The organism is Brevibacterium sp. HMSC24B04 (assembly GCF_001806835.1).
GTDB lineage: Bacteria > Actinomycetota > Actinomycetes > Actinomycetales > Brevibacteriaceae > Brevibacterium > Brevibacterium ravenspurgense.
Genome location: NZ_KV786118.1, coordinates 1 through 24718, shown reverse-complemented (window position 1 = coordinate 24718; position 24718 = coordinate 1). Strand labels below are relative to the sequence as shown.

Below are 24718 nucleotides of genomic sequence, written 5' to 3'. Positions count from 1 at the left end.
CTTAGCAACAACTGCTAACGGGAGTTTCTGTTGCTAAGGGGAGTCTCTTTGCGGCTACAGCGTGGATTCGTGGCTAACGGGTGCGGGATCGGACCTCAGCGCTTGGGGCGAGGCGTGTCTCAGCTGACGGGTGCAGTGCACCCAGCCACGACCGTGTTTGGAACAATGAACGCTATGACTGACCTTTCTTCACCCCGTCTGCGCGCACCCGAACTCGTGGGGCGCCGCTGGATCAACACTGGCGGCAAAGACCTTTCGCTGCAGGATCTGCGCGGCAAGATCGTTCTGCTGGACTTCTGGACGTTCTGCTGCATCAACTGCCTGCACGTTCTGGATGAACTGCGCGAAATCGAAGAAAAGTATCACGACGAGCTCGTGGTGATCGGCGTGCACTCGCCGAAGTTCGAATTCGAGCGTACCGTCGAAGCCGTAGACCAGGCGGTTGAGCGCTACCAGGTGGAGCACATTGTGCTCGACGACCCCGACCTCGTGACATGGCAGGCCTACACCGCCCGGGCGTGGCCCACGCTGGCGCTCATCGACCCCGAGGGCTATCTCGTGGCGAAGATGTCCGGCGAAGGCCACTCGAAGGGCATCATCAGCCTCATTGAGGGCCTCGTCGAAGAGCACCGCGCCAAGGGCACACTGCGTTCCGGCAACGACCCCTACGTGGCACCGGAGCCGCGCGAAGGCGAACTGTTCTACCCGGGCAAACTCATCCGCCTGGAAACCGCCGGCCACGAAGGCAACATCCTCGTGGGCGACTCCGGCCACCACAGCCTCGTCGAATACGCCCCGGACGGTGTCACGAAGCTGCGCCGCTACGGCGCGAAAGAACGCGGCTTCGTCGACGGTCAAGCGCTCGCCTCTGACGCCTCGACAGGCACCGAAGCCGCGCAGGCGCGCTTCTCCGAGCCCGGCGGCATGGCTGAACTCAGCCCGGAACTGGCTGAGAAGGTCGGCTACCACGTGGTTGTCGCCGACACCGTCAACCACGCACTGCGCGGCCTCAACCTGGACACCGGCGAAGTCACGACAGTTGCCGGCACCGGCGAACAGTACATGGTTGGCGCGGCTGACAACACCGTTGAGGGTCGTAGCACCGAACTGCGCTACGACGGTCCGGCCCGCGGCATTAAGCTCTCCAGCCCGTGGGACGTGCAGTTTGTTCCTGCAACCGGCGATGTCATCATCGCCATGGCCGGCAACCACACCATCTGGGCGTTCAACCCGGAAAAGGACACCGTCCGCCTGTTCTCCGGCACAATGAACGAAGGCCTGACCGACGGTGGGCCGGAAGAAGCCTGGTACGCCCAGACCTCCGGCCTTGCGCTCACAGCCGAAGGCCAGGTGCTTCTGGCAGATTCGGAAACCTCGGCACTGCGCAGCCTCAACCCGGCAGACGGCACGGTCGAAACCTATGTGGGCACCGGCCTGTTCGACTTCGGCTTCCAGGACGGACCGTCAGCCGAAGCTCGCCTGCAGCACCCGCTGGGCGTGGCAGAACTGCCGGATGGCTCGATTGCGATTGCCGACACTTACAACGGCGCCATTCGCCGCTACGACCGCACGCGCGACGAAGTTTCGACCCTCGCCCGGGATCTGCGCGAACCTTCCGACATCCTCGTGGTCACCCCGGAAGACGGCGATGCGTACCTGCTGGTTGCCGAATCCGCCAACCACGCGCTGACCGCCGTGACGATCCCTGCCGAAGCTCTTGAGGTCAACGAAGGGCAGAAGCAGACCAAGCGTCCGCCCACGGAAATCGGCACGGGCACCCTTGACATCGAAGTGCACTTCACCGTCCCGCAGGGCCAGAAGCTCGACGATCGCTGGGGAGACCCCACGTGGCTGCAGATCTCTTCGACCCCGCCGGAGCTCATTGCCGACGGCGCCGGGGGAGCGGAGGGCCAGACCCGCACCATCACCCTGGCCGAAGGCTTCACGGAGGGTGTTCTGCACGTGACGGCCCGCGCGGCATCCTGCGATGGCGAACCGGGCGGCGAAATCCCGCTGCACGCGGCCTGCCACCTGTACCAGCAGGACTGGGGCATTCCGCTGGTCATCCGTGAGGGCGGCCCCGACCGCCTCGACTTGGACCTCCGCGGGGTCTGACCCCACTCCCACGCACGAGGTGCCGCCCCGGTGAGTTTCCGCAACTCACCTAAGCGGCACCTCGTCATTTCAGGGTTCGATCTGTGCGTTAGCTATATTCTGCTCTGTTGTGCCCGCAGAGGGCTCTCAGAGCTCGCCATAGGTGTGATCACGCGGGCTCTGCGGTTTGGCGAGCCCCTGCCATAATGCGGAATTGCGCCCGTAGTCCGCAAAGAGCTCAGGAAGAAGCGGGTCAGCGACTTTGGTTCGGCACGCCATATCGTCGAGCGAGGCGATCACGTCAAGCACGGACCGAGACTCGAACTGGCCGAATTTTCGCTTCGCCTTGTTGCGCACATTGTTCGGTGTTGGCCCGGCATCAAGGACAGAGTGGTGCCACAGGCGGCTGTGGTGCGCACAGCGGTTGCGAAGATAGACGATCCTTGCTCCGGTCGATGTCGCGCAAGCAGGATATGACGGTCGGTTCACGGCCCTCGATCTCGGTGTAGAAGTCCTTGTCGAGGTAGCGGCCGTAGGCTCCATGCTCGTCGGCAATAGCCCGGGCGCACTCAGTTTGGTCAGCCACGATGAGGCCTCGGCTGACTAGAAGGTCGACCTGCTCGTCCCAGGACAGCGGCGGTTTCACGGGATACCCCCAGAATGAAAAGGCCCCTCCCATTTGAGCTTCACCGAGCGGCTTGGGAGGGGGTCGATTAGTCTCATTTTAGCAGAACCACGACTTGGTTTCCATCCACGCACGAGGTGCCGCCCCGGTGAGTTTCCGCAACTCACCGGGGCGGCACCTCGTCATTTCAGGGTTCGATCTGCTCGACCCGCACCTTGCCGTCCTCAGTGAGGATGATGCGGGCGGAGATGAGCTCCGTGACTTCTTCGCGGAAATCAGTTTCCGTGCCGGTGCGGGAATCCCGGTAGTTCCCGGAGATGATGAACGTTGCCTCAGCTGGGCGCATGCGCAGACCACCGGCCTGCTGAGCCTTCTGGCTGTCACCGTCATCACCGTTAGAGGAATCCCCGGAGCTGCCCAGTGACGTCGACACCGTCATGCTGGGGTCGCGCACAAGCTCGACGTCCGGAACTGATTTCAGCTCCCAGTGCACATCGCCCAGGATCATGTTGTCTGTTTCGTAGCCGAAAACACAGCCGGTGGGCATGAGTACTTTCTGCTTAGTGCAGTCTTTCAGCTGCGCCCGCAGCTGTGCCTGGGCTTCTTCGCTCAGCGCCGGAGTGGGCTCAGCCTCGACCGTGACACTGTGCTCTTCACCGGGTTCAACCACGTCAACCGTCTTGTAGCCGGACTTCACGTACTTCTGGTTGAAGCCGACCCCGTACTGCAGGGGAAAGAGAACCGGAACGGCGTTCGTGCCGTTGGCCATGGGCTGACTGTTGATGTTTGCGGCTTGCGCCTGCGGTCCTTGAACTGACAGCGTGGGCCAGTCCTCAACGCGGATTCTCCACTGGCTGAACAGTCCCCACGTGCGCGGAATCCGTTCGAGCGTGAAAACCGTCGAATGTGGTTTCGACCCCAGGACGTAGTCCGCCCTCACCCTGGCCATGGTGTCTCCGGATTCCTCAACGTCCGTTTTGATCTGCGTGGGCACACCCTGCGCACCGCCGATCACCTCGTCGGTCATGCCGTCGGTGTTCTGCAGGTCCGGCCCCAGAACAAGTCCGCGTACAGCAGCCCCGTTGCCGTCAGCCAGAGCGTTCAGGTAGCGGCTGACGGTGGTCGCCGGCGAATAGCGGGTCAGATTGAAAACCGGCACACTCACAACCGCCAGAAGCAGAAGGACAGCAGAAGCGCTCAACCACTTGCGCATGTCATTCCTTAGCGCTCATGACAGCGGTCGGTGAAGCATCCTCTACGGGATAGGCGCGCATCTGCTCGGTGTCCACTTCGACCCACAGGCGGGTGCCCGGGCGTACGGCAGTGCTCTGCTGGGCAATGTCCGCACCCAGGTCCGGGTGGAGAACACCCCACGGAAGTTCAGAGTTGTCAGCTGCTTCGGCACTGAAGTCGAACAGATCAGCCTGCAGTGCCAGCCCCACCTCGGTATCGGATGGCGAAAGCGTGACCTGCACTTTTGAGTCTTTGTCGTGCAGGCCGACAACGAGGGCTTCGAAAACAGCCTCGCCGTCGAAAATCGGGGAGAATTCGTCAAAGGACAGACGGACCGCACCGGTGGGAATCGTGACGAACACCTTGCCGTCCAATTCAGTTTTGGCGCGCACCTGCGAATGCCCAATTGAAAGCCAACCGCGCCGAGCCAAACCGGAGAACACGTTGACCCCGGCCAGGTCTGCGGCCAGGTTGGAGCGCGGAGTGCGCAGCTGCTGGCCGAAATCACCGGCGTCAGCAACCTGATCGAGTTCAAGAACGACTGTTCGGCCGCCGATGATTCCCGCATCGACGGCCGAGTCGAGCGCAAAAACAGCCCCCAGTTCGAAGTGATCCAGTGCGTCCAGCAGTCTTCCTCGTATACCTGCTCGGGCACGTGCGGGGATCCCGTCAAACGGCCGGTTCAATGCCAGCCAGGGGGTGTTCTGCGTGAGTGCGGCGGCGATAGTGACCGCTAAGCGCAGTCTGGCGCGAGCCGCGGGGTCGAGTTCCTCAGCCCGCCGCCCGTCGACGGTGATGCCGAAGAAACGAGCGGCCAAGCGCACATGCTCAAGCCCCGGCCGGACAGCCGCACGGCTGCCGGTCAGGGCGCGAAGCTGGTGCTTGGCGTAGCGAATGAGGGTGTCTGACGCTGTGGCTTCCCCTGCCAGAGCGCAGACCTCAGTTTTGGCGCAGACGGCCCGAAGGGCAGTCTCGACGTCCTCGCTTTGCCCCATGATGACGAGGCGCTCCGAGGTGCCGATCGGGCCGTCTGTCAGCGGTGTTCCCGAGAACACGACATCGCTGAGGTCAAGTTCAGTCATGTACTCAAGATACCGGTGGTGTCAGATGCCGCTGACCTTGCGTCGGGTGACGACGATCGATGCCGCACCAACCACAACGAGTCCGGCACCGAGTGCAAGACCGGTGAGGTCGCCGCCGGTGCGCGGCAGCTGGGAGCCGGTCGAGCCGGTGCTCTCCTGCGACTGTGCGTAGTGGTCGTCCGGAGTGGTGTTGGGAAGTTCGCGGCGCTGCTCGGCACCCGAGGTGTCTTCCTGCACCTGTTCGGACGTTGTGGTCTGCTCAGAATCGTCAGCCTGTGCGGCTTCGTCAGTCTTGGCGTCGGCTGTGTCGCTGTCTTCAGCCTTGTCGCCGGCTTCGTCTTCAGCCTTGTCGCCGGCCTCGTCAGCCTGGTCAGCGTCTTCGGTCTTATCGCCTTCGTCAGTCGTGGCGTTGGCGTCGCTCGCAGCCTGGCCGTTGTCTTCCGGCTTCTGCTTTGCGCCGTCTTCGGTCTGATCAGCGTCGCCTACAGCCTCCGGGTTTTCAGCTTCCGGTGCTTTCGGCTGCGCGTTCATGCCGCTAGCCTCAGATTCAGATGCCGGCCTGGGGCCTTCATCCGTTGCGGACGGCTTGTCTGCCGGAGTGGTCGGCTTCTGCTGTTCCGGCGTCTGCGTTTCAGGCTTCGGTTCAGGTTTCGGTTCCGGCGCAGCCTTGAAGACTGTGAACGAGGCAGCGGCAACCTGTGCGTTTTCCTCAATATCGACGCCGGATTCCTTGTCCTTGTCGAGCTTCCGGACTTCATTCCAGTCGAGCTTCTCGTTCGACTCGGCTGCGGTGGACTCAGTCTTCTTGTCAGACGAATCCTTGGCGGCGTCGTCCTTCTTGTCAGCTTCGGTGGTCGGCGACGGGGTTGCCGTTGCGGTCACCGTGGTTTCGCTCGACGGAGTGCTGGACGGAGTGATCGAACCCGCGCCGGCGGTCGGTGCCTCAGACGGCTTGGCGGTTTCCTTGTCGGCCTCGTCAGCCTTGTCGCTCACGACTGCCTTTGCGCCTTCAACCGTCACCTTGTAGGTGCCGGTCACAGCGGTGCCCTTGTCGTAGATCCACACCGAGGCGGTGCCTGCCGAGTCGGTCTTGGCCGGAAGTTCAAACGGCTTGGCAGTGCCGGGCTGTTGCACCTTGAACGTATAGGTGGCGCCGGGCAGACCGTTCTTGAGGGTCAGGGTCACGCCCTTGCCCTCTTTCGCGAACTCTTCCGACTTCTTCTGCGCAGCTTCCTTCTGCTGCTTCGAAGCCTTTTCGCCAACCTCGACCTGGGCGACCTCGTCCTTGCTCAGGGTGAAGTCGGTGTCCTCAACGCGGTTCTTGCTGAACGACAGGGTCGAGGTGGGCAGCTGATCCTCAGTGACCTTCGGCTTATCAGCTTCATCGGACTTGTTGTCAGCGTCGTCCTGCTTTTCGTCTGCCTTGTCTTCTGCTGCCTTGTCGTCGGCTTTGTCGCCGGCCTCGTTCTTCTTGTCGCCTGCCTTGTCTTCGGGCTTGGCAGTTTCGGTGGCGGACGGGCTGTCGCTGGGTTCCGGCGATGCGGAAGTCGAGGGGGTCTCCGACGGGGTCGAGGTTTCGCTCGGCTGTGCCGACTGGGTCGTCTGGCTGGGAGCCGGGGTCGAGGTTTCGCTCGGCTGTGCCGACGGGCTGGCGCTCGCGTCTGCGCTCTTGTCCTCTGCCGGGGTCGATGCGGAATCAGCGGATTCCGATGCGCCTTCCGGCTTAGCAGAACCTTCTGGCTTTGCCTGCTGTTCGTCTTCTGCCGGCTTTTCGGCAGTGTCTTCGGCCTTGTCGCCGACGTTGAACTTCGCCAGTTCGGTGGCTTCGTTTGTCTTGAGGTCCGTCAGGAACAGACGGTAGCTGCCCTCGGGGACCTTCGAGCCTTTGTCGGTCGAGAAGAAGTAGGAGCCCTTGACTTCACCGGCCTGCGAAACGGCCAGCTTGGTGTCCGGGGTGTAGGAAATTCCGTCGGTGCCGATGACGGTGACAGTTGCCTTGTCTCCGGGGGTGAAGCCTGTTCCGGTGAACTTCAGACCCTGCTTGCTGTCGGCAATCTGCTCGGCGGCAATGGAGTCCTGTGCGAGCGAAACGCTGACTTCGCCTTCTTCAGAGTCAGATGATGACGTAGTGGAGTTCTGGCCGGAAGCTGTATCCGGGGCCTGATCCCCGGGAGCGGCAAAAGCGGGAACGGCTGCAAAGCCTGTAACCGCGGCCACTGCGGGGGCAAGAACAAGACTGGGAAGAGTCTTCACAGTTAGCCTTTCGGTTGTGTTGCAAACACACCCAACAAAGGCGACGACACCTACCCACCCAACGAGGTTGAAAGGGGAAGGCACCATCGGTGCGGGGTGTAGGTCAGTTTCCAACTGTAAACGATTTCTGGCCAGATGTTAAGAAAGCCCTCAGCGTTAGTGGTGTACGAGCGACTGGCCGGGCGTTGTAGCCTGGTGACGTGAGTCTCCTATCTGATGGCGAAATCCGCGCCGAACTTGCCGAAGGCCGTATCCGCTTGGACCCGCTGGATGAAAGCCTCGTCCAGCCGGCATCCGTCGACGTGTGTTTGGACCGCAGCTTCCGGCTTTTCGACAACCACAAGTATTCGGTCATCGACCCTTCCCAGGAACAGCCCGAACTGACCCGCCTGATTGAAACCGACGGCGACGAACCGTTCGTGCTGCACCCCGGCGAATTCGTGCTCGCCTCGACCCTTGAGGTCGTGACCCTGCCCACCGACATCGCGGCCCGTCTGGAAGGCAAGTCGAGCCTGGGCCGCCTGGGTCTGCTCACACACTCCACCGCAGGCTTCATCGACCCAGGGTTTTCGGGGCACGTGACCCTCGAACTGTCGAACGTCGCGACCCTGCCCATCACCCTGTGGCCGGGCATGAAAATCGGCCAGCTGTGCTTCTTCCGCATGGGAGCGCAGGCTGAGCGCCCCTACGGAGCCGACCCGGCAACCGCCAACCGCTACATGGGCCAGCGCGGCCCCACCGCATCGCGGTCCTTTGAGAACTTCTACCGCGCACAGGTGAACCCACAGGATCCGCGCTGATGTCGCAGACCGCTGATGTCGAGACGCTGCGAAACCAGCACCTGCTGCTGGTTGACGACACTGTTCTCGACAGCGACGTCGACGTTCTCCTGTCGAACGTGCTGCCGCGCCTTGCAACTGATGGCGGCACGCGAAAGCTCAGCCGCTATTCAACACTGACAGGCCCGCTGGAAATCACTGAGAGCGCTGCCGAACAAGCACAGATCCCATCCGTGTTCGCTGCAGCCTACGCGCTCTCGACGCCGAGGGAGCGTGAACCGGAAGCCCCACCGGAATGGTTCGTCCACTCCGAGGGAATCGAAAAGCTGTTTCCCGCCGGCCTGCCTATGCGCGAAGAAGAGCGCGGCGTCGACTTGCTCATTGCGCTCGCCCGCCGCCTCCACGCAGCGGTGCGCATCGCCGATGATGCCGAACCGGGCGGACACGAGCGGATCATTGTGCCCGATCCCGACGCCCACCCCGAAATCACCGTCTACTCCCAGTACTGGATCACCTCGGACCTCCTGCTGCCCCTGATAGAAAAGGCGATCCCGGAAGGTCAGGTGGTCGACACCTCGGCCGATGTTCCCGAAGACCAAGAACTCGACGGCTACTCCCTCGACATCGACCTGGGGGAGGGGCGAGGGCTGATTGAACTGGGCGTCATGGTCGAAACCGCCCTGCCGACAATCGTGGAGCGCTTTTCCGACGGGCCTCAGACGGCCTACTCCATTCGCTGGCACGCGGACGATGACGACGATTCCTCCCGTCAACACCGGCGCATGCGCAACACCGCCGGAAGCATCATCGGCGACCTTGCCGCAGCTGTCGTCGACGCCACCGGCGGAACCGCGGTAGACCGGGACGGATTCCTACTGGCTGACCACCAACTGGAGGGGTGACGTTCACGCGTTCCCGCCGGGTATGTAAAAATGTCAACTGATTTTCACACCCGGAGGGCGCGATGACGACAATTCTTCTGAGTTTCTTTGTCGCCGCCCTGTTCGCCCCGCTGCTGTTTCGTATTTTCGAGCGCGGGGCGTTCTTCATTCTTGCGGCAGTGCCCGCCGCCGGCTTCCTCTACACGGTCCTCAACGCCGAGCCGGTGCTCGGAACCTCCGGTTCGCCGCCTGTGCGCCAAGAGCTTTCGTGGCTTCCCGAACTGGGAATGAGCGTCGTCTTCCAACTGGATGCGCTGTCGTGGATCATGTCGCTCATCGTCACGGGTGTCGGCGCGCTCATCTTCATCTACAGTGCGCGCTACTTCGAAGCGGACGACCGGTCGCTCAGCAGGTTCGCCAGTGTCCTCATGGCCTTCGCCGGCATGATGTACGGCCTGGTGATCGCCGATGAGCTGCTGGTCATCTTCATCTTCTGGGAAGGCACAACGGTCTTCAGCTACCTGCTGATCGGCCATTTCAACACCCGCGTGCAGTCCCGCCGCTCCGCACTCCAGGCGCTCATTGTGACCACGTTCGGCGGACTGGCGATGCTCGTGGGCATCGTGTTCTTGGCCGCCAGCTACGGAACCATGAGCCTCACGCGGATCGTGCAGGTCGGCTACCCGGACACCGGCACGTACCCCATGGTCATCGCGGGTGTTCTTCTGCTGCTGGTCGGAGCGATGGCGAAATCCGCCCTTCTGCCGTTCCACTTCTGGCTTCCCGGTGCGATGGCCGCACCCACTCCCGTGAGCGCCTACCTGCACGCCGCGGCAATGGTCAAAGCGGGCATCTACCTGATCCTGCGCCTGGCTCCCGGCTTTTCGGCCATGCCCGGTTGGCAGCCGGTCCTGCTGACGGTCGGCATCAGCACGATGCTCCTGGGTGCCTGGAGGGCGCTCAAGCAGTACGACCTCAAACTCGTTCTTGCCTACGGCACCGTGTCTCAGCTGGGACTCCTTGCCGTCATGGCCAGCTTCGGCACTGCCAGTCTCACCCTGGCCGCCCTGGCAATGCTCGTCTCCCACGCGCTGTTCAAATCGACGCTGTTCCTGGTGGTCGGCATCATCGACCACTGGGCGGGAACCCGTGACCTGCGCAAGCTGTCCGGCTTCGGCCGTGAAGACCCCCTGCTGGCCGCTGTCGGCACGATCGCCGCAGCATCTATGGCCGGTGTGCCCCCGCTGTTGGGCTTTGTGGCAAAAGAAGCCTCCTACGGCACTTTGCTGGATGACGGTTCGACCGGTGCGGCGATCGCGCTCATCGGCATTTTCGTGGGTTCGGTCTTCACTTTCGCCTACGCGACGCGATTCGTGTGGGGTGCGTTCTTCACCAAGTCCGGAGTCGAGGCGGTCGCGCCGGGCAACACCCATCCGATCCTCATCCTGCCCACCGTCGTGCTGGTCGCGGGAATCTTCTCCTTCGGCCTGTTCCCCGGCGCGCTGCAGGTGCTTCTGCAGACCTACACGGCATTCGTCCCGCCGGCTGCGGGAGAAACAGAGCTCGTCGAACTCAGCCTGTGGCACGGCGTCAACCCAGCACTCGGCCTGTCGGTCGCGACCATCATCCTGGGTGCTCTGATCGCCTGGGTGTCCGGGCGCGATGCTCGCCTGCACAAGTACGTTCCCGAACTCGACTTCAACGAGGGCTACCGTCGTGCAATTCAGGGGCTTGAACGCACTGCCGCTTTCGTCACCGCCCGCACGCAGCGCGGTTCGCTGCCCTTCTACCAGGCCGTCATCCTGCTGGTGACCGTCGGCTCCCTCATCACCGCACTCGCGCTCAACCGCACGTGGCCCGATCAGCTGGTGCTTGCCGACAGCTGGCAGCAGTGGGCAGTTGCCGCCACGCTCATCGCCGCAACCATCGGCGTGCTCATGATGAAGAAGCGCTTCGCCGCGGTCGTTGTCGTGAGCATATCCGGCTACGCCATGGTGGCGTTCTTCGCCTTCCAGGGTGCACCCGACCTCGCCCTGACCCAAGGCCTTGTCGAAACCATCACGCTCGTCGTGTTCATCCTCGTGCTGCGCCGACTGCCCAGCAATCTGACCAGCGGCAAACGCAAACGACCCTTCAAGCAGACGGCGCGCATCGGCCTGGCAGTGGCCTTCGGCGCTGTTATGTCGATCGGCACGATCGTGGCCATGGCCGCTCGCTCAGAACGGCCGATCTCGACTGACTGGGGTGCTCTCGCATGGTTCGGCGGTCACGGCAGGAACATCGTCAACGTGACACTTGTCGACATTCGAGCCTGGGACACTCTGGGCGAGCTCGCCGTGGTGGTCGTGGCCGCCACCGGCATTGCGAGCCTCATCTTCATCAACAACAGGGGCACCTCGCTGCAGCGCATGCAGTCAAGCACAGACAGCGACCTGGGGCGCAAGCGCGGCATCCTGTGGCGCTTCAACCCGGTTTACGACGCCGTGTCCAGCGAGGGTGCGGACGTGTCGCGCTACCCGCAGAACTATCGAAACGCTCCGGAAGCCGCAGACGAGGTCGCCCATCGAGGCGCGTGGCTGCTGGCCGGCAGGACCCTCAATCCGCGCAACCGGTCGATCATCCTCGAAGTCACCGTCCGCCTGCTGTTCCACCCCGTCATGGTGTTCTCCGTCTACCTGCTTTTCGCCGGCCACAACCTGCCCGGCGGCGGGTTCGCCGCGGGGCTCGTGGCCGGACTCGCCTTCATCATGCGCTACCTGGCCGGCGGCCGATGGGAACTCGCCGAAGCCGCACCCATCAACGCCGGCCTCCTGCTGGGATTGGGCATGACGATGGCGGCACTCACCGCCGTGGGCGGACTGCTGTGGGGAGACGCCGTGCTGTCCAGCGTGTTCGTGGAAATCCCGCTGGGCCCCCTGGGCGACATCGCATTCGGCACGTCGACCCTGTTCGACATCGGCGTCTACCTGATCGTCCTGGGACTCATGCTCGACATCCTCCGCACGCTCGGTGCGCAGGTCGACCGGCACCAGGAAGAAGACGAAGACCGACTGACCCAGGCGCTGTCAGATGTCGACGAAGACTTCGACACATCGCGCATGCACGCCATCATGGGCCGCATCGACCGACTGGACGGTGCCGGCCAGCACAGGGGTGATTCACTGTGACAACACCTCTCGTCATGGCCCTGGCCATGGGCGTCATGTTCGCCGGCGGCGTGTACCTCATGCTGTCGCGCTCACTGACCCGCGTGCTGCTGGGCATCGTGCTCTTCGGCAACGCCGTCAACCTCCTGCTGGTGCTCACCTCCGGAAAACCGGGGCGGGCGCCCCTGACGAGCGAGGAAAACCTGTCCACCGCAGGCATGTCCGACCCTCTGCCGCACGCGCTGACTCTCACCGCCATCGTCATCACCTTCGGCGTGACCGCGTTCATGCTCGCGATGATCTACCGATCCTGGCGACTCATGCGGCGTGAAAACCTCGACGATGACCTCGAAGACATCCGCATCGGCCTGAAGTCGCGCGCAGCAATGGGCGATGAAGGCGACGTTTCCGAAGACCAAGACGACACCGAATTCGGCGGTGACGCCGAATTCCCCGTCACCGGGGCCCGCAAACTGGCAGACCTCGACGGGGATCCAGAATCCCAGCCGACAGAACACGAACAGCCGAGCGGCACCTCGGCAGACCAGCAGGACAAGGGAGGAGACTCATGACACTCGCAGCCCTTGTTCCGCTGCCGGTGGTGCTGCCGCTGCTGGGAGCGGGCATCAACCTGCTCGCGGGTATGCGCGTGCGCCTGCAGAACCTGGTCACGGTCATCACGCTGGTGCTCGTGCTCTGCATCAGCGGTGCGCTCCTGTGGGCCACCGATGCGCAGGGCATCCAGGTGGTCGCCGTCGGCGGGTGGGAACTGCCCTTCGGCATTGCACTCGTGGTCGACCGACTGTCAGCGCTCATGCTGGTGGTCTCGATGCTCGTGACCCTGAGCGTGTTCATCTACGCCGTCGGGCAGGAGATGACCGACGACTCCCAACAGTCGCCCGTTTCGGTGTTCAACCCCGCCTACCTCATCCTGTGCGCCGGTGTTGCCGGTTCATTCATCGCGGGTGACCTCTTCAACCTCTACGTGGGCTTCGAAATGCTGCTGGTGGCATCGTTCGTGCTCATCACAATCGGCGTGACCCCAGAGCGAGTGCGCGTCGGCGCCACCTACATCGTCGTGTCACTGCTGAGCTCGCTCATCTTCTTGGGGTCTATCGCGTTCATCTACGCGGCCACCGGAACCGTCAACATGGCAGACCTCGCGGTCAAACTCAGCATGCTGCCCGAGGACGTCCAGCTGTTCCTCCACATTGCGCTGCTGTTGGGCTTCGGCATCAAAGCCGCGGTCTTCCCACTGTCGTTCTGGCTGCCCGACTCCTACCCGACCGCCCCGGCCCCCGTTACCGCGGTATTCGCGGGCCTGCTGACGAAAGTCGGCATCTACGCCATCATCCGCACCGAAACGCTTCTGTTCTTCGGCCAGTCGCTGCGCACACCGCTGCTCATAGTGGCCGGGCTGACGCTCATAGTCGGCATCCTCGGAGCTGTCGCCCAAACCGACCTCAAGCGAATGCTGTCGTTCACACTCGTATCCCACATCGGATACCTGCTGTTCGGTGTTGCCCTGGGCACCGAACTGGGCCTGGCCGCCGCGCTGTACTACACGGTTCACCACATCGTCGTGCAGACCACGCTGTTCCTGGCGGTCGGACTCATCGAACAGCGCACGGGAACCACTAAGATCAGCGCGCTCGGCGGCCTCATGACCCTCTCACCGGCCCTGTCCTGGATCTTCCTGATACCCGCGCTCAACCTCGGCGGCATTCCGCCGCTGTCAGGGTTCATCGGCAAGGTCGCCCTGTTCTTCGCGGGTGTTCTCGACGCAGACTGGCTGACCATCACACTCGTGGCCATCGGCGCGCTCACCAGCCTGCTGACCCTCTACGTCATCGGCCGCACGTGGAACCAGGTGTTCTGGCGCTCGCCGGTAGAGGCCCCGGAAAGGCTGCCGGAAACCGAACGGCTGATTAAGCAGATCAAGGCCGTCAAGGGTGCCCGGGCCATCGGTGCGGAAGAACCCGCCCGGCAGAAGCTTCCCGGGGCTATGGCCCGTCCGGCAGTCCTCATGCTCGCGGTGTCGATAGCACTGACGGTCTTCGCCGGCCCACTGTGGAGGACTGCCGAAAACGCCGCCGTCAACCTCATCGACCCGCGAATCTACGTGTCAGCGGTTTTCGAAGTCGGCCAGAACGGCACACCGGGACCGGACGGAAAGTCCGTTCCGCCGGGCTACGCCGACGACATTTCCGAAGCCTCCGAACAGCAGGCAGGGGCAGATGCCGCGGGAGGTGAGCAGTGACGAACCAGAAACCCGAATCCCAGAAGTCCAAGAGCGCAGCCGCACGGACTGCCGATAGGAAAGCCCTGCGGTGGGCGCTTGTGCGACAGCTGCTGCTGACCACCGGACTCGTGATCCTGTGGATCATGCTGTGGGACGGCTGGTCGGTCGTGCACATCGTCACCGGCATCATCGTCGCCGTCATTGTCACGCGTCTGTTCTACCTGCCGCCGATCGAACTGTCCGGCCGCATCAACCCGTGGTACTTCGCGGTGTATCTGGCGTGGTTTGCCTGGCAGCTGGCGCGCGGTGCCCTGCAGGTTGCCGCCGTTGCACTGCGGCCGCGCAAAACCAATCCCGGCAGCGTTATCGCTGTCGACCTGCACACCAGGTCCGACCTGCTGATCACGATCATTGCGCAGACCGCGGGGCTGATCCCCGGCACCTTCGTGACGGAGGTCGACCGCGCTCGCGGTGTGATCTTCCTCCACGTGCTCGACTGCAACACCGACGAACAGATCGAAAGCGCCCGCGAACTGGCCCTGGAAATCGAGGTGTATGTCATCAAGGCGATGGGTTCGCTCCACGACATCCACGTGCTCAACGAGTCCCGCATCGCCCAAGGGCAGAAGCCCGTTCTGGGTGGGCGCACCGTGAAGGACGTCAAAGCGAAATCGGACGCCAAGACCAGCGGCGAGGGCAAGCCCGGCGTGAAACCAGCCGGCGCTGACACCACCAGAGGGGACGGTGCCTGATGGAGTTCGACCCGCGCGTCGCAGCAATCGTCTTGCCCGTGGCTTTTGTGCTGTTCTCGGTTGCCGCTGCGGTCGCCATTGTGCGGATTGTCCGTGGACCGGCGATCCTTGACCGCATGATCGCCACTGATGTTCTGCTGTCGACCATGATGTGCTCGTTTGCAGTGTTCATGGCTGTGACTGGCCGAACTGACCTGCAGTTCATCCTGCTGGCGATGGCGTTCTTCGGCTTCGTCGGCTCGGTCGCGGTGTCACGCTATGTGGCACGCTCCGAGAACACGCCGCCGCCGGCACCACCCGCCGACCCCGACCAGACCAACCCGAACCAGCCCGCCTCAGCCGACGGCACCTCGGGATCCGCACCCTCAGCCGGCGGCACCTCGGCCGTAAGCCCGGCAGACACCGACCCAGCGAAGGGGGTCGGCCCATGAGCCTCGTCGTTTCGATCATCCTGAGCGTTTTCATCCTGCTGTCCGGCGTTCTGTCCATTGCCGCGGCGGCCGGGCTCATGCGCTTTCCCGACCTGTTGTCGCGCCTGCACTCTGGGTCGAAACCGCAGGTGTTCGGGCTCATCTCCGTTCTTCTCGTCGTCGCTGTCACCCAGCCGAGCTTCGGTCTGATCACCACGTGCCTGCTCATTGCGGGCTTCCAGATGGCCACCGCCCCGGTCGGTGCGCACATGGTGGGTCGGGCTGGCTACCGCACCCGCCATCTGCGTCGCGCGCAGCTGTACCGCGATGAGCTCGCCGACGCCGTGTCGCGTGCTGAAGCCCGCGAAGCGACAGCTCTGGCGGAGTCTGCCGAGCCGGGGGCAGGTGACACTGATTCTCACGAGGCGCCGCACGGCTCTGCGGAGGATGCTCGCGGATCGCTGGACGTGGGCGGTGCGGACCCCTCGGGTCCTGAAAGCCAAGCTGCGCACAGCGAGGGCGCCGGCGCAGATTCAGCCGCAGAAGATTCCAATAGCGGGACAGTCAAAGGAGATGTCCGTGAGTGACACAGAAGGCGCAGTACAGGAAAACCAGCTGCTGACGACGGCGCGGACCAGGCCCGTGTTCGGGACTTTCGTCATCGAATTCTTCAGTCCCGGCCTGCCGACCCTGCTGAAGCAGGCGGGGGCCGATTGGGTGCTGTTTGACCTAGAGCACTCCGGTTTCGGTCTGGATTCCGCACGCGCGCCGATCGCAGTGGCCCGACAGGCGGGCATCACAGCCGTGGTGCGCGTGCCGGGGCCGCAGCAGCACCTGGTGTCGACAGCGCTTGACGCGGGGGCTGACGCGATTATGGTTCCGTGGGTTGAATCGGCCGCGGATGCCAAGCGAATCGCTTCGTGGATCAAGTACCCGCCGCTGGGTGTGCGCGGTTCGGCATTCGGCATTGCCGGAGATCAGTACGTCGGCGGACCGGCAGAAGCTGCACAGCGCGCAGCAGACGCCCGGACGTTCTTCCTTCCGCAGATCGAAACTCCTAGCGCCGTAGAAGAGGCCGACGCGATTGCCGCGCTGCCCGGTGTCGACGTGCCGTTCGTCGGCCCGCTCGACCTGTCGACCAACCTGGGTGTGCCGGGTGATTTCACCGCCCCGGCGGTGGAACGCGCTCTTGAGCGAGTACTGGAAGCCTGCGCTGCACACAGCAAGGTGCCCGGCATCTTTGCGCCAACCATCGAACTGGCGCGCCGCTGGTCCGATATGGGCTTTCGCATGGTGTCGCTTGCGGCGGACACGGCTTTGCTGAGCTGGGCCTTCGCAGATGGGCTCGAGGCGATCCGCAAGGGCTGAGCTTCCGAGAGCGGCGTTTTGGGAGCGTGTCAAAATGGGGGCATGGATGCTCTTATGCTCATCAACACGCATGAATCCGCAGTTCCCACTGAACCGCTGATCCAGCTTCTGGGCAAAGCCCGCATGGCTGATGGCGTCATTGCCTACGTGACCGCCCCGGCCGAAGAATCCGCGTTCGCGGAACCGGTGGAAGGTGCCGCCCCGGTCGCAGCAGAACCGACGGCGGACGACCTCATCCTGGCCTCACCCACCCCGGACGCTTTTGAGTCCTATGACGACCTCGCCCTGGGCCTGCAGGACATGGGTATCGAGCGTCTGATTGTGGCAGGTGCCGATTCGGCACCTGACGCAGAAGGCCGAGGTGCCGTCTGGGCTACCGCTGCTGCCGCTCTGGCGCACCAGTTCAGCGTCGTGTTCGTTGAATCGGCTGTTGTTCTGCCCTCAACGGGGGATCGCCCCGCCTGGATGCACGACGCCTTCCAGCTGGGTGCTGTCGAAAAGCCTGCCGAGGACATTTGGCTGAAGATGTAGTTTCTGCCTACGCACAGCAGAGGGGCCGCGGATCAATCCGCGGCCCCTTCAGTTTTCAGTCGAAGTTCAGCCTGCCGGCTGAATCAGACGCATTCGATCAGGCGTCCGGGTTGGGTTCGCCCTTGAGCTCACCCTTCTCCCACTGTTCGACCCAGTCCTTGTTGTCGTCCATCCATTCACGGGCAGCCTTGTCCTGTTCCTCGCCGCCGTAGTTTTCTTCGGAGAACATGACGTTTTCAAGGCTGGACAGGTGCTCGTCGTCCAGAACGAGGTTCTTCAGCAGCTGAGCAACCTTCGGGTTCTGTTCGCCGAAGCCTTCCGAGGAGAACGAGTAGATGACCTCAGCCTTGCCCATGACGCCCTTGGGGTCTTCAAGGTCGCGGACGGGGAAGGCGTCGTATGCCCAGTGCGGACGCCACAGGGTGACGGCGACGTCCTTGTCTGCTTCAGTCGACTTCTTCAGCTGAGCCAGCATTGCCGGGGTCGAGCTGAGCTTGAGGTCCATGTCGGACAGCTCGTAGTCTTCGACAGCCTGCTTGGCGGCCTTGGAAAGACCAGCGCCGGGCTCAATTCCGTAGATGGTGTTGCCGTAGTCGCCGCTCATCGACTTGAGGTCCTCGATTGTCTTGGCCTTCGAGTCTTCGTTCACGGCGATCGTGAGCTTGGCGTTGTTGTACCAGCAGCCCTGAGCTTCGAGCTTGTCGCCGAACTTCTCGATGTAGTCGGCGTGGGTCAGCGGCAGCCAGCCGTCGACGAGGAAGTCAACGTCGCCGTTGGCAACTGCGGTGTAGCCCGGGCCAGCGTCGAACGCCTTGATTTCAACGGTGTAGCCGTCGTCCTCAAGCTTGTTCTTCAGCAGGTTCGAAACGGCGAAGGACTCGTCCCAGCCGTTGAAGGCACCGATCGTGATTTCCTTGTTGTCGTCGGCTTCTTCACCGGAAATGTCCTTGGCCTCGGAACCGGGGGTGCATTCAGCCCAGTTCTGGTCGCCGCCAGCGGTGTCTCCGCCGCTTTCAGCGCCTCCGCCGCAGCCGGTCAGAACGAGTGCGGAAGCAGCAAGTGCTGCTCCCATCTTGGCAATTCTCGGAAACTTCATGTTTCTCTCCTTAGTTCGCATCGGTCATTGGTCGGTCTGGGTCAAACTGTGGTGTGATCGCTGTTTCGGCTGCCCAGTGCGGCCGTCACGCGGTCAAGGAAGATGGCCAGGACAACGACTGCAACACCGGCGTCGACGCCCAGGGCTACGTTCAGCTGCGAAATAGCGCCGATGACAGCGCCGCCGAGGCCCTCAGCGCCGGCCATACCGGCCAGAACAACCATCGACAGGGCCAGCATGATGACCTGGTTGACACCGGCCATGATTGTCTTGAGCGCCAGGGGCAGCTGCACCTTGAACAGAATGTGGCTGGGTGTTGCGCCGAAGGCCTGAGCGGCTTCGACGACTTCACCGTCAACCTGGCGGATGGCCAGCTCCGTGAATCGCACGCCGGGCGGCAGGGCGAAGATGATCGTCGCGATCGCGCCTGGAACCTGGCCGACGGAGAACATGACGATTGCCGGAACCAGGTAGGCCAGGGCGGGCATCGACTGCATGAAGTCGAGGATCGGCCGCACAATGGTCGACACGATCCGGGACTTTGCAGCCCACACACCGATCGGCAGCGAAATGACGAGAGCGAAGATCACCGACACCAGCACGAGCGCGAACGTGCTCATGGCGTTCTCCCACTGGCCCAGAGCCAGGATGAGGTAGAAGCCCACAGCGGTGACAAGGCCCAGCCGCCATGTGGCAGCAGCCCAGGCGATCGCCGCGAAGATCAGGATCATGATGAACGGGTGCGGTGTTGCCAGGACCCAGTTCAGTCCCGAGTACATGCTCGACAGCACCGTGGTGACCGCTGAAAGCAGCCAGTCGAAATGAGCCTGGAACCAGATGAGGAACGTGTCGACCCATTCGCCCAGAGGCAGGTGAGGTTCAAGCGGGTTCATGCTCACGCTTCCTTTCCAGTTGCGGTGTCAGGGGCATCGCCATCGTTCGGCTCCGGCTGCAGTTCCTGTTCGGGTTCCTGCTGCAGCTGCGGGTCCGGGACCGTCGATACCGCGGGAAGTTCGCCGGTGGCAGTGGACTCGGTGCCCATGGCCTGCAGCAGTTTGACCCGAGGCACAACGCCCAGGAGCTTTCCTGCCTCGTCGATGACGCACAGCGGCACCGGGGCTTCAGCCGACGGCGCGAAGAGGTCCGCGATCTGCGCATCCGGCGGACACGTGAGGATGTTTTTGGTGTAGATGATGTTGTCCAGGGTGCGCTCGCCGCGTTTGGCCGCTGCCACTGCGTCTTCGTCTGTGACGAGCCCCAGCAGCTTGCCGCTGCGGTCGGTGACGAGAACAGCGGACTCCTGGGTGTTCTGCATTTCCCTGATTGCCACGTTCGGTCCCACGGTGTTGTGGACGACGTTCGTGGGCGGGCGCATGACTGACTGCGCGGTGTAGACGCGGGAACGGTCGACGTCCTGAATGAACGACGCGACGTAGTCGTCAGCCGGGTTGGTCAGAATGTCTTCGGCCGTGCCGATCTGGGCGATCCGACCGTTGCGCATAACGGCGATCCGGTCGCCCAGGTACATGGCCTCATTGAGGTCGTGGGTGATGAAGATGATCGTCTTCTTCAGTGTGTGCTGGAGTTCGGCCAGCTGCTGCTGCATTTCGCGACGGATGAGCGGGTCGAGAGCCGAGAACGCTTCGTCCATCAGCAGGATGTCGGTCTCCGCGGCAAGGGCGCGGGCCAGGCCGACGCGCTGCTGCATACCACCGGACAGTTCGGACGGGTACTTGTCTTCCCAGCCCTTCAGGCCGACGATCTCAAGCCATTCGTCTGCCTTCTTCAGACGCTCCGCCTTGTCCATTCCCTGCAGCTCGAGTGAGTAGGCCGCGTTTTCGCGCACCGTGTGGTGCGGCATGAGGGCGAAGTGCTGGAAGACCATCGAAATGTGGTCGCGGCGAACCGCGCGCAGTTCGGTGGCGTTCATCTTCGAAATGTCTTTGCCTGCAATCTCAACGGAGCCGGCGCTTGTGCTCCACAGTCCGTTGAGGGTGCGGATGAGGGTCGATTTGCCAGACCCGGAAAGGCCCATGACGACAAAGATCTCACCGCGTTCGACTTCGAAGCTCGCATCGATGACGGCTGCGGTTCCCAATTCGCGCAGGTCATCGCGGTCTTCGCCGTTTTCAATGCGGCGAATCACTTCTTTTTCGTTTTGGCCAAAGACTTTGTAGACGTGCGATGCACGGACTAATGCCACTGCGTGGCCACCTTCCGTTTGAGGGTGCACATCCGCGCCGGGTGGCGCGGGAATTGCTGCCGGCGGCCGAAAAAACGGGGCAACACCGGTATTCCACTTTAAACACAGAGCCTTCTCAGGCGGACTCAAGGGGCGGGTCAGATACGGCTGGCTTTCTGAGCAAAAGCTGAAACACCCCCTCTGACCAGGGGTTTTACTGGTTCTCCGTTGTTATTGAAACGTTACGCCTAAATCTTCTCATAGCCGCGGACAGCGGGCATTCTGCCGCTCGATAGAATGCCGGCATGACTGCCGAACAGAAACACCGCATGCGGCGTGCCCGCATGCTCCGCGGTTGTGCCGCGGCATTCTTTTCGGTGTTCATCGGTCTGGTATTCCACACGGGGGCAGGCGGTGCGGCCTCCATCGCGGCGAGCATCTTCGCTTTTCTTGTCGCGTCCTGGCTGGGAATCATCCTGTCGGCACTTCGCCTTCGCATCACCTCTGTCGTGGCAGTGGCCGCGGCCGGGCAATGGCTTCTGCACGTCTTCATGACCTTCGCCTCGACCGCCGCACCCACTCCGCGCGGTTCAGGGTCTTTGCTGGAAACGTCCGTCCACGCGCTCTGCATGGGGCTCGTGTCCCCGAGCGCAGGAACCGCCACCCCCTCCGCCGTGAATCACGCGGACTATTCCGGTCCGCTCATGCTCGCGGCCCACGCGGCAGCCGTTGTTTTCACGGCCGGCTACGTGCTCTTCGGGGAACGGGCGCTCGAGGCGGTGCTCACAGAAATCGTGGGCCCGCTCGTCTTCGTCTTTCTGGCCGGTGCGTTGCCGCGGGTTCGCCGCGTTCAGCGCCCCGGTGTGTTCCGCACCCGCAGTGCCGGCACCTCGCAATTCTTCAGCTCGGTATCGCAGCGCGGCCCTCCCGCTGCTGTCTGACACACACGGGGCTTTCTGGAGAAAGCCCACACCCGGCCGCGCAGGAAAAGACTGCGGGCGGGCACACCCACCATCTTCTGCGGCCCCGTGCCGCATCCCCGGGGCTTAAGCCCCCTGTTGTGCACCCGTGAGCGGGTGCGAAAGGACAACCATGAAACTCCGCAAGACCCTTATGGCCGCTCTTGCCGCTGCAACCCTGGCCCTGGCAGGCTGTGGTGGAGGCGGTACGGCAACAGCCGCCGCTGACACACTCAAGGTCGACGAACCGTGGGCAAAGGCGGCCACTCAGGACAAGGGCATGACCGGTGTCTTCGCAACGATCGAAAACGAAGGCGAAGAGACCATCACCATCACCGGTGCCGAATCCGACGTCGCAGGAAAAGTGGAACTGCACGAAACCACCGGCGATGGCAAGGGCGGCATGAGCATGAAGGAAAAGGAAGGCGGCTTTGAACTCGCTGCCGGCGACACGCTCGAACTCAAGCCCGGCGGCGAGCACATCATGCTCATGGACCTCAAGAAGGACATCGAGCCCGGTGAAGACATCAAGATCACCGTCAAGACATCGGCGGGAGACTTCGACCTGACTGCTCCGGCCCGTGAATTCACCGGTGCTAAGGAAGAGTACGCACCGGGCGAAAACGACCACGGTGAGCCCATGGACCACGGCGACGACAAGAAGTAAAGATGACTGAGATCTCCAGACGCAGACTCCTTGGTGCTTCGGGCATCGGGGCCGGTGCTGGACTCGCAGCGGGCATTGGCGGCACCTATGGCGTCATGGGTGCCGCCGCCCGCGGCGGCGAAGACAGCGCAGGCTTTTCCGGCAAGCAGACCGTTCCGTTCTACGGGGTCCACCAAGCCGGAGTGGAAACACCACCGCAGGCGCACGCCGTCTTCCTCGCCGTCGAACTGAAAGAGCACGTTGACGCGGCGGCCATGCGCCGGTGGCTGCGGATCCTCAGCGATGCCGCCGCAGCACTCACGCAGGGCAAGGCGCCGCTTGCGGACACAGAACCTGAAATGGCCGCCCAGCCGGCATCGTTGACAGTGACGTTCGGCTTCGGTCGGAAAGTCGTTGAACTCGCCGGCGCTGACAAGGTGCCGGCATGGCTGAAACCGCTGCCGGACTACCCGATTGACCGTCTGCGCCCCGAACTGTGCGGCGGCGACCTGCTCATGCAGATCTGCTCGGACGACCCGCTGACCCTGGCCCACGCATCGCGCATGCTCATGAAGGACTCGCGCGCGTTCTCAGAGATCGCCTGGGCCAAGGAGTCATTCCGCCGTGCCTATGGCACCGACCCGAAGGGCACCACGGTCCGCAACCCGTTCGGTCAGGTCGACGGAACCGTCAATCCTGAAATCGACACCGATGACTTCGCCGCTCTCGTGTGGGGTGACCCCAACGCACCCGCAAGGCCCGGCACCTCGGGACGGAAAAAAGCCGAATCGCCGCGCGGAACAGCGCCAGCTGACCTCGGCTCGGCACATCCCGACTGGATGGCCGGCGGTACAACCCTCGTCCTGCGCGACATCGCGATGGACCTCGAAAGCTGGGACTTGGCAGATGAACCGGCCCGCGACTTCTCCGTGGGTCGGCGCATGAAAGACGGCTCCCCGCTCACGGGTGAACACGAACGCGACATCCCGGATCTCGAAGCCGTTGGCAGCGATGGGTTCAAGAAGATCTCGCCGGCCAGCCACGTGGCGCGTTCGCGCAACGACAAAAAGCCCGCAGAGCAGATCTTCCGCCGCGTCTACTCTTACCAGTCGCTCAGCAAGGGGCCCATCCGCGACGATGTTGAGGGAGTGCGTCAGATCAACGATGCGGGGCTTATGTTCGCCAGCTTCCAGGCGGACATCGAACGGCAGTACAAGCCGATCCAGCAGCGCCTGGCAGAGGCCGACCTTCTCAACGTGTGGACGTTCCCGATCGGTTCGACCGTGTGGGCGATTCCACCCGGAGCATCTGAGGGCGGATACATCGGCGAGACTCTGTTCGGATGATTGCCTAAGCTGGGGGCATGCTCAGCCTTCCGTTCATCGCCCGCACCCCGCAGAACATCAAACGGCCGAAGATCATCGTGCCGTTTGCGCCGCGCACCCTCGAGGAAATTCGCAGTGTGGGGGACTGGGCGGCGCGCGCCCGAAAAGCTGGTGCAGATGCCATGGAATGGCGTGTTGACGCGCTGGCGGACAGTGTTGATCTGCTCGATGCTGATGGGTCGGCTGCTCAGGCGCTTGAGGAGGCCCAGCTGGCCATTCAGGACCACCGGCTGCTTCCCGTGCTGATTACGGTGCGGACCGCAGCCGAGGGTGGGCAGGCTGATCTTGACGACGCCGCCTACGCGAAGGTCATCTCCGGTCTCATGCGCCGTACCCAGTTGACCCCGCCCCTGGGCACGCAGCCGCGCATTGCAGTTGATGTCGAAGTTGATCGCGAACCGGCAGCCCAGCTGTGCAAGCAGGCGGGAGAGCTCGACGTTCCCGTTGTCGCTTCCCACCACGACTTCGATCGCACCCCGGACACCAGAATCCTGCTGGCGAAGATCCGCGACATGCTCCTCATGGGAGCGGACGCTGCGAAGATCGCCATCATGCCGAAGGAGCCGAGCGATGTTTCGCGGCTTCTCGAGGCATGCGCGTCTGCTGTCGAAGTGGCCGAGGTGCCGGTCATCGCCATCTCGATGGGTCCCCTGGGCAGGTCCACCCGCGTGTTCGGCGGGGACTTCGGTTCGGCTGCCACTTTCGCCCCACTGGGTGAGGAATCGACCGCACCCGGCCAGATTTCCGTCGAAAAGCTGCGCTCCGTCTGGACCGAACTGTACTGACCAAACCGGGCCGGCACCTCGGCAGGGGATCTGGCGAGCAGGTGGCGACTGAGCCACCAGGCCCCGTTTCGACACACCCGTTAGCCGGGATCAGCGCTTTAGGCACGAATCCACCCGTTAGTCGCAAGGGGACACCCGTTAGCCAGAATCCACGCTTTAGCCGTTAGGAAACTCCCGTTAGCAACAGAAACTCCCGAAAAGCAGTACTGCTAACAGGTGTTTTTGTTGCTAAAGCGTGTGTGGGTGCAGAAAAGGGGCCGAGGTGCCGG

At 63.2% G+C, this 24718-nt stretch carries 22 protein-coding genes; 15 read left to right on the top strand and 7 right to left on the bottom strand.

Going from position 1 to position 24718, the window contains the following annotated elements:
* Positions 1-174 precede the first annotated feature (174 nt).
* Complete coding sequence (locus HMPREF3092_RS10245; RefSeq protein WP_070424820.1) at positions 175-2115, top strand: NHL domain-containing thioredoxin family protein; 1941 nt, start codon at positions 175-177, stop codon at positions 2113-2115.
* Between the two features lie 126 nt (positions 2116-2241).
* Here the strand turns inward: HMPREF3092_RS10245 and HMPREF3092_RS11550 are convergent, their stop codons facing one another.
* The 4 genes from HMPREF3092_RS11550 to HMPREF3092_RS10220 form a co-directional block, all read right to left on the bottom strand.
* Entirely contained in the window at positions 2242-2403 is a 162-nt protein-coding gene (locus HMPREF3092_RS11550) for a hypothetical protein (protein WP_239233640.1), read from the bottom strand.
* Between the two features lie 503 nt (positions 2404-2906).
* On the bottom strand, positions 2907-3932 hold the full coding sequence (locus HMPREF3092_RS10230; RefSeq protein WP_070424817.1) for a hypothetical protein: 1026 nt from the start codon (positions 3930-3932) through the stop codon (positions 2907-2909).
* Position 3933: 1 nt separating this feature from the next.
* Positions 3934-5034 carry a hypothetical protein gene (locus HMPREF3092_RS10225; protein WP_070424816.1) on the bottom strand — a complete coding sequence of 367 codons (1101 nt, stop codon included), beginning with the start codon at positions 5032-5034 and terminating at the stop codon, positions 3934-3936.
* A gap of 21 nt (positions 5035-5055) precedes the next feature.
* Positions 5056-7287, bottom strand: coding sequence for an LPXTG cell wall anchor domain-containing protein (locus HMPREF3092_RS10220; protein WP_070424815.1), 2232 nt, complete (start codon positions 7285-7287; stop codon positions 5056-5058).
* Positions 7288-7487: 200 nt separating this feature from the next.
* Between HMPREF3092_RS10220 and dcd the strand changes: the two genes are divergently transcribed.
* The 10 genes from dcd (at position 7488) to HMPREF3092_RS10170 (ending at position 17396) form a co-directional block, all read left to right on the top strand.
* Positions 7488-8087, top strand: a complete 600-nt coding sequence (gene dcd, locus HMPREF3092_RS10215; RefSeq protein WP_019174031.1) for a dCTP deaminase — start codon at positions 7488-7490, stop codon at positions 8085-8087.
* A complete protein-coding gene (locus tag HMPREF3092_RS10210) occupies positions 8087-8968 on the top strand; it encodes a hypothetical protein (RefSeq protein ID WP_070424814.1) in 882 nt (293 codons plus the stop codon). The genes dcd and HMPREF3092_RS10210 overlap by 1 nt, the downstream gene beginning before the upstream one ends.
* 62 nt (positions 8969-9030) lie before the next feature.
* Complete coding sequence (locus HMPREF3092_RS10205) at positions 9031-12114, top strand: Na+/H+ antiporter subunit A (protein WP_070424813.1); 3084 nt, start codon at positions 9031-9033, stop codon at positions 12112-12114.
* Positions 12111-12665 carry a Na(+)/H(+) antiporter subunit C gene (locus HMPREF3092_RS10200; RefSeq protein ID WP_061942372.1) on the top strand — a complete coding sequence of 185 codons (555 nt, stop codon included), beginning with the start codon at positions 12111-12113 and terminating at the stop codon, positions 12663-12665. The genes HMPREF3092_RS10205 and HMPREF3092_RS10200 overlap by 4 nt, the downstream gene beginning before the upstream one ends.
* A complete protein-coding gene (locus tag HMPREF3092_RS10195; protein WP_070424812.1) occupies positions 12662-14353 on the top strand; it encodes a Na+/H+ antiporter subunit D in 1692 nt (563 codons plus the stop codon). Before HMPREF3092_RS10200 ends, HMPREF3092_RS10195 begins: the two co-directional genes overlap by 4 nt.
* Positions 14350-15087, top strand: coding sequence for a Na+/H+ antiporter subunit E (locus HMPREF3092_RS10190; protein WP_061942361.1), 738 nt, complete (start codon positions 14350-14352; stop codon positions 15085-15087). Before HMPREF3092_RS10195 ends, HMPREF3092_RS10190 begins: the two co-directional genes overlap by 4 nt.
* A complete protein-coding gene (locus HMPREF3092_RS10185) occupies positions 15087-15518 on the top strand; it encodes an MrpF/PhaF family protein (protein WP_070424811.1) in 432 nt (143 codons plus the stop codon). The genes HMPREF3092_RS10190 and HMPREF3092_RS10185 overlap by 1 nt, the downstream gene beginning before the upstream one ends.
* The gene (gene mnhG / locus HMPREF3092_RS10180) at positions 15515-16084 is read left to right on the top strand and encodes a monovalent cation/H(+) antiporter subunit G (RefSeq protein ID WP_070424810.1); all 570 of its coding nucleotides are present in this window, start codon (positions 15515-15517) and stop codon (positions 16082-16084) included. The genes HMPREF3092_RS10185 and mnhG overlap by 4 nt, the downstream gene beginning before the upstream one ends.
* Entirely contained in the window at positions 16077-16865 is a 789-nt protein-coding gene (locus HMPREF3092_RS10175) for an HpcH/HpaI aldolase family protein (protein WP_176745720.1), read from the top strand. The genes mnhG and HMPREF3092_RS10175 overlap by 8 nt, the downstream gene beginning before the upstream one ends.
* A 42-nt stretch (positions 16866-16907) precedes the next feature.
* Positions 16908-17396, top strand: a complete 489-nt coding sequence (locus HMPREF3092_RS10170) for a hypothetical protein (RefSeq protein WP_141738023.1) — start codon at positions 16908-16910, stop codon at positions 17394-17396.
* A 97-nt stretch (positions 17397-17493) separates the two neighbouring features.
* Here the strand turns inward: HMPREF3092_RS10170 and HMPREF3092_RS10165 are convergent, their stop codons facing one another.
* From HMPREF3092_RS10165 to HMPREF3092_RS10155, 3 genes are read right to left on the bottom strand one after another with little or no spacing between them, the layout of a single operon-like run.
* Positions 17494-18492 carry a glycine betaine ABC transporter substrate-binding protein gene (locus HMPREF3092_RS10165; protein ID WP_070424808.1) on the bottom strand — a complete coding sequence of 333 codons (999 nt, stop codon included), beginning with the start codon at positions 18490-18492 and terminating at the stop codon, positions 17494-17496.
* Between the two features lie 41 nt (positions 18493-18533).
* Positions 18534-19385: an ABC transporter permease gene (locus tag HMPREF3092_RS10160; protein ID WP_070424807.1), complete on the bottom strand. Its 852-nt coding sequence runs from the start codon at positions 19383-19385 to the stop codon at positions 18534-18536.
* Positions 19386-19387: 2 nt separating this feature from the next.
* A complete protein-coding gene (locus HMPREF3092_RS10155; protein ID WP_070424806.1) occupies positions 19388-20695 on the bottom strand; it encodes a quaternary amine ABC transporter ATP-binding protein in 1308 nt (435 codons plus the stop codon).
* Between the two features lie 284 nt (positions 20696-20979).
* Here HMPREF3092_RS10155 and HMPREF3092_RS10150 point away from each other — a divergent pair, with 284 nt between their 5' ends.
* The 4 genes from HMPREF3092_RS10150 (at position 20980) to aroD (ending at position 24449) form a co-directional block, all read left to right on the top strand.
* Positions 20980-21615 (top strand): hypothetical protein, encoded by a 636-nt coding sequence (locus tag HMPREF3092_RS10150; protein WP_070424805.1) that lies wholly within the window; start codon positions 20980-20982, stop codon positions 21613-21615.
* A gap of 151 nt (positions 21616-21766) precedes the next feature.
* On the top strand, positions 21767-22300 hold the full coding sequence (locus HMPREF3092_RS10145; protein ID WP_070424804.1) for a copper chaperone PCu(A)C: 534 nt from the start codon (positions 21767-21769) through the stop codon (positions 22298-22300).
* A gap of 2 nt (positions 22301-22302) precedes the next feature.
* Complete coding sequence (locus HMPREF3092_RS10140) at positions 22303-23625, top strand: Dyp-type peroxidase (RefSeq protein WP_070424803.1); 1323 nt, start codon at positions 22303-22305, stop codon at positions 23623-23625.
* A gap of 17 nt (positions 23626-23642) precedes the next feature.
* Positions 23643-24449 (top strand): type I 3-dehydroquinate dehydratase, encoded by an 807-nt coding sequence (aroD, locus tag HMPREF3092_RS10135; RefSeq protein WP_070424802.1) that lies wholly within the window; start codon positions 23643-23645, stop codon positions 24447-24449.
* Positions 24450-24718: the final 269 nt, after the last annotated feature.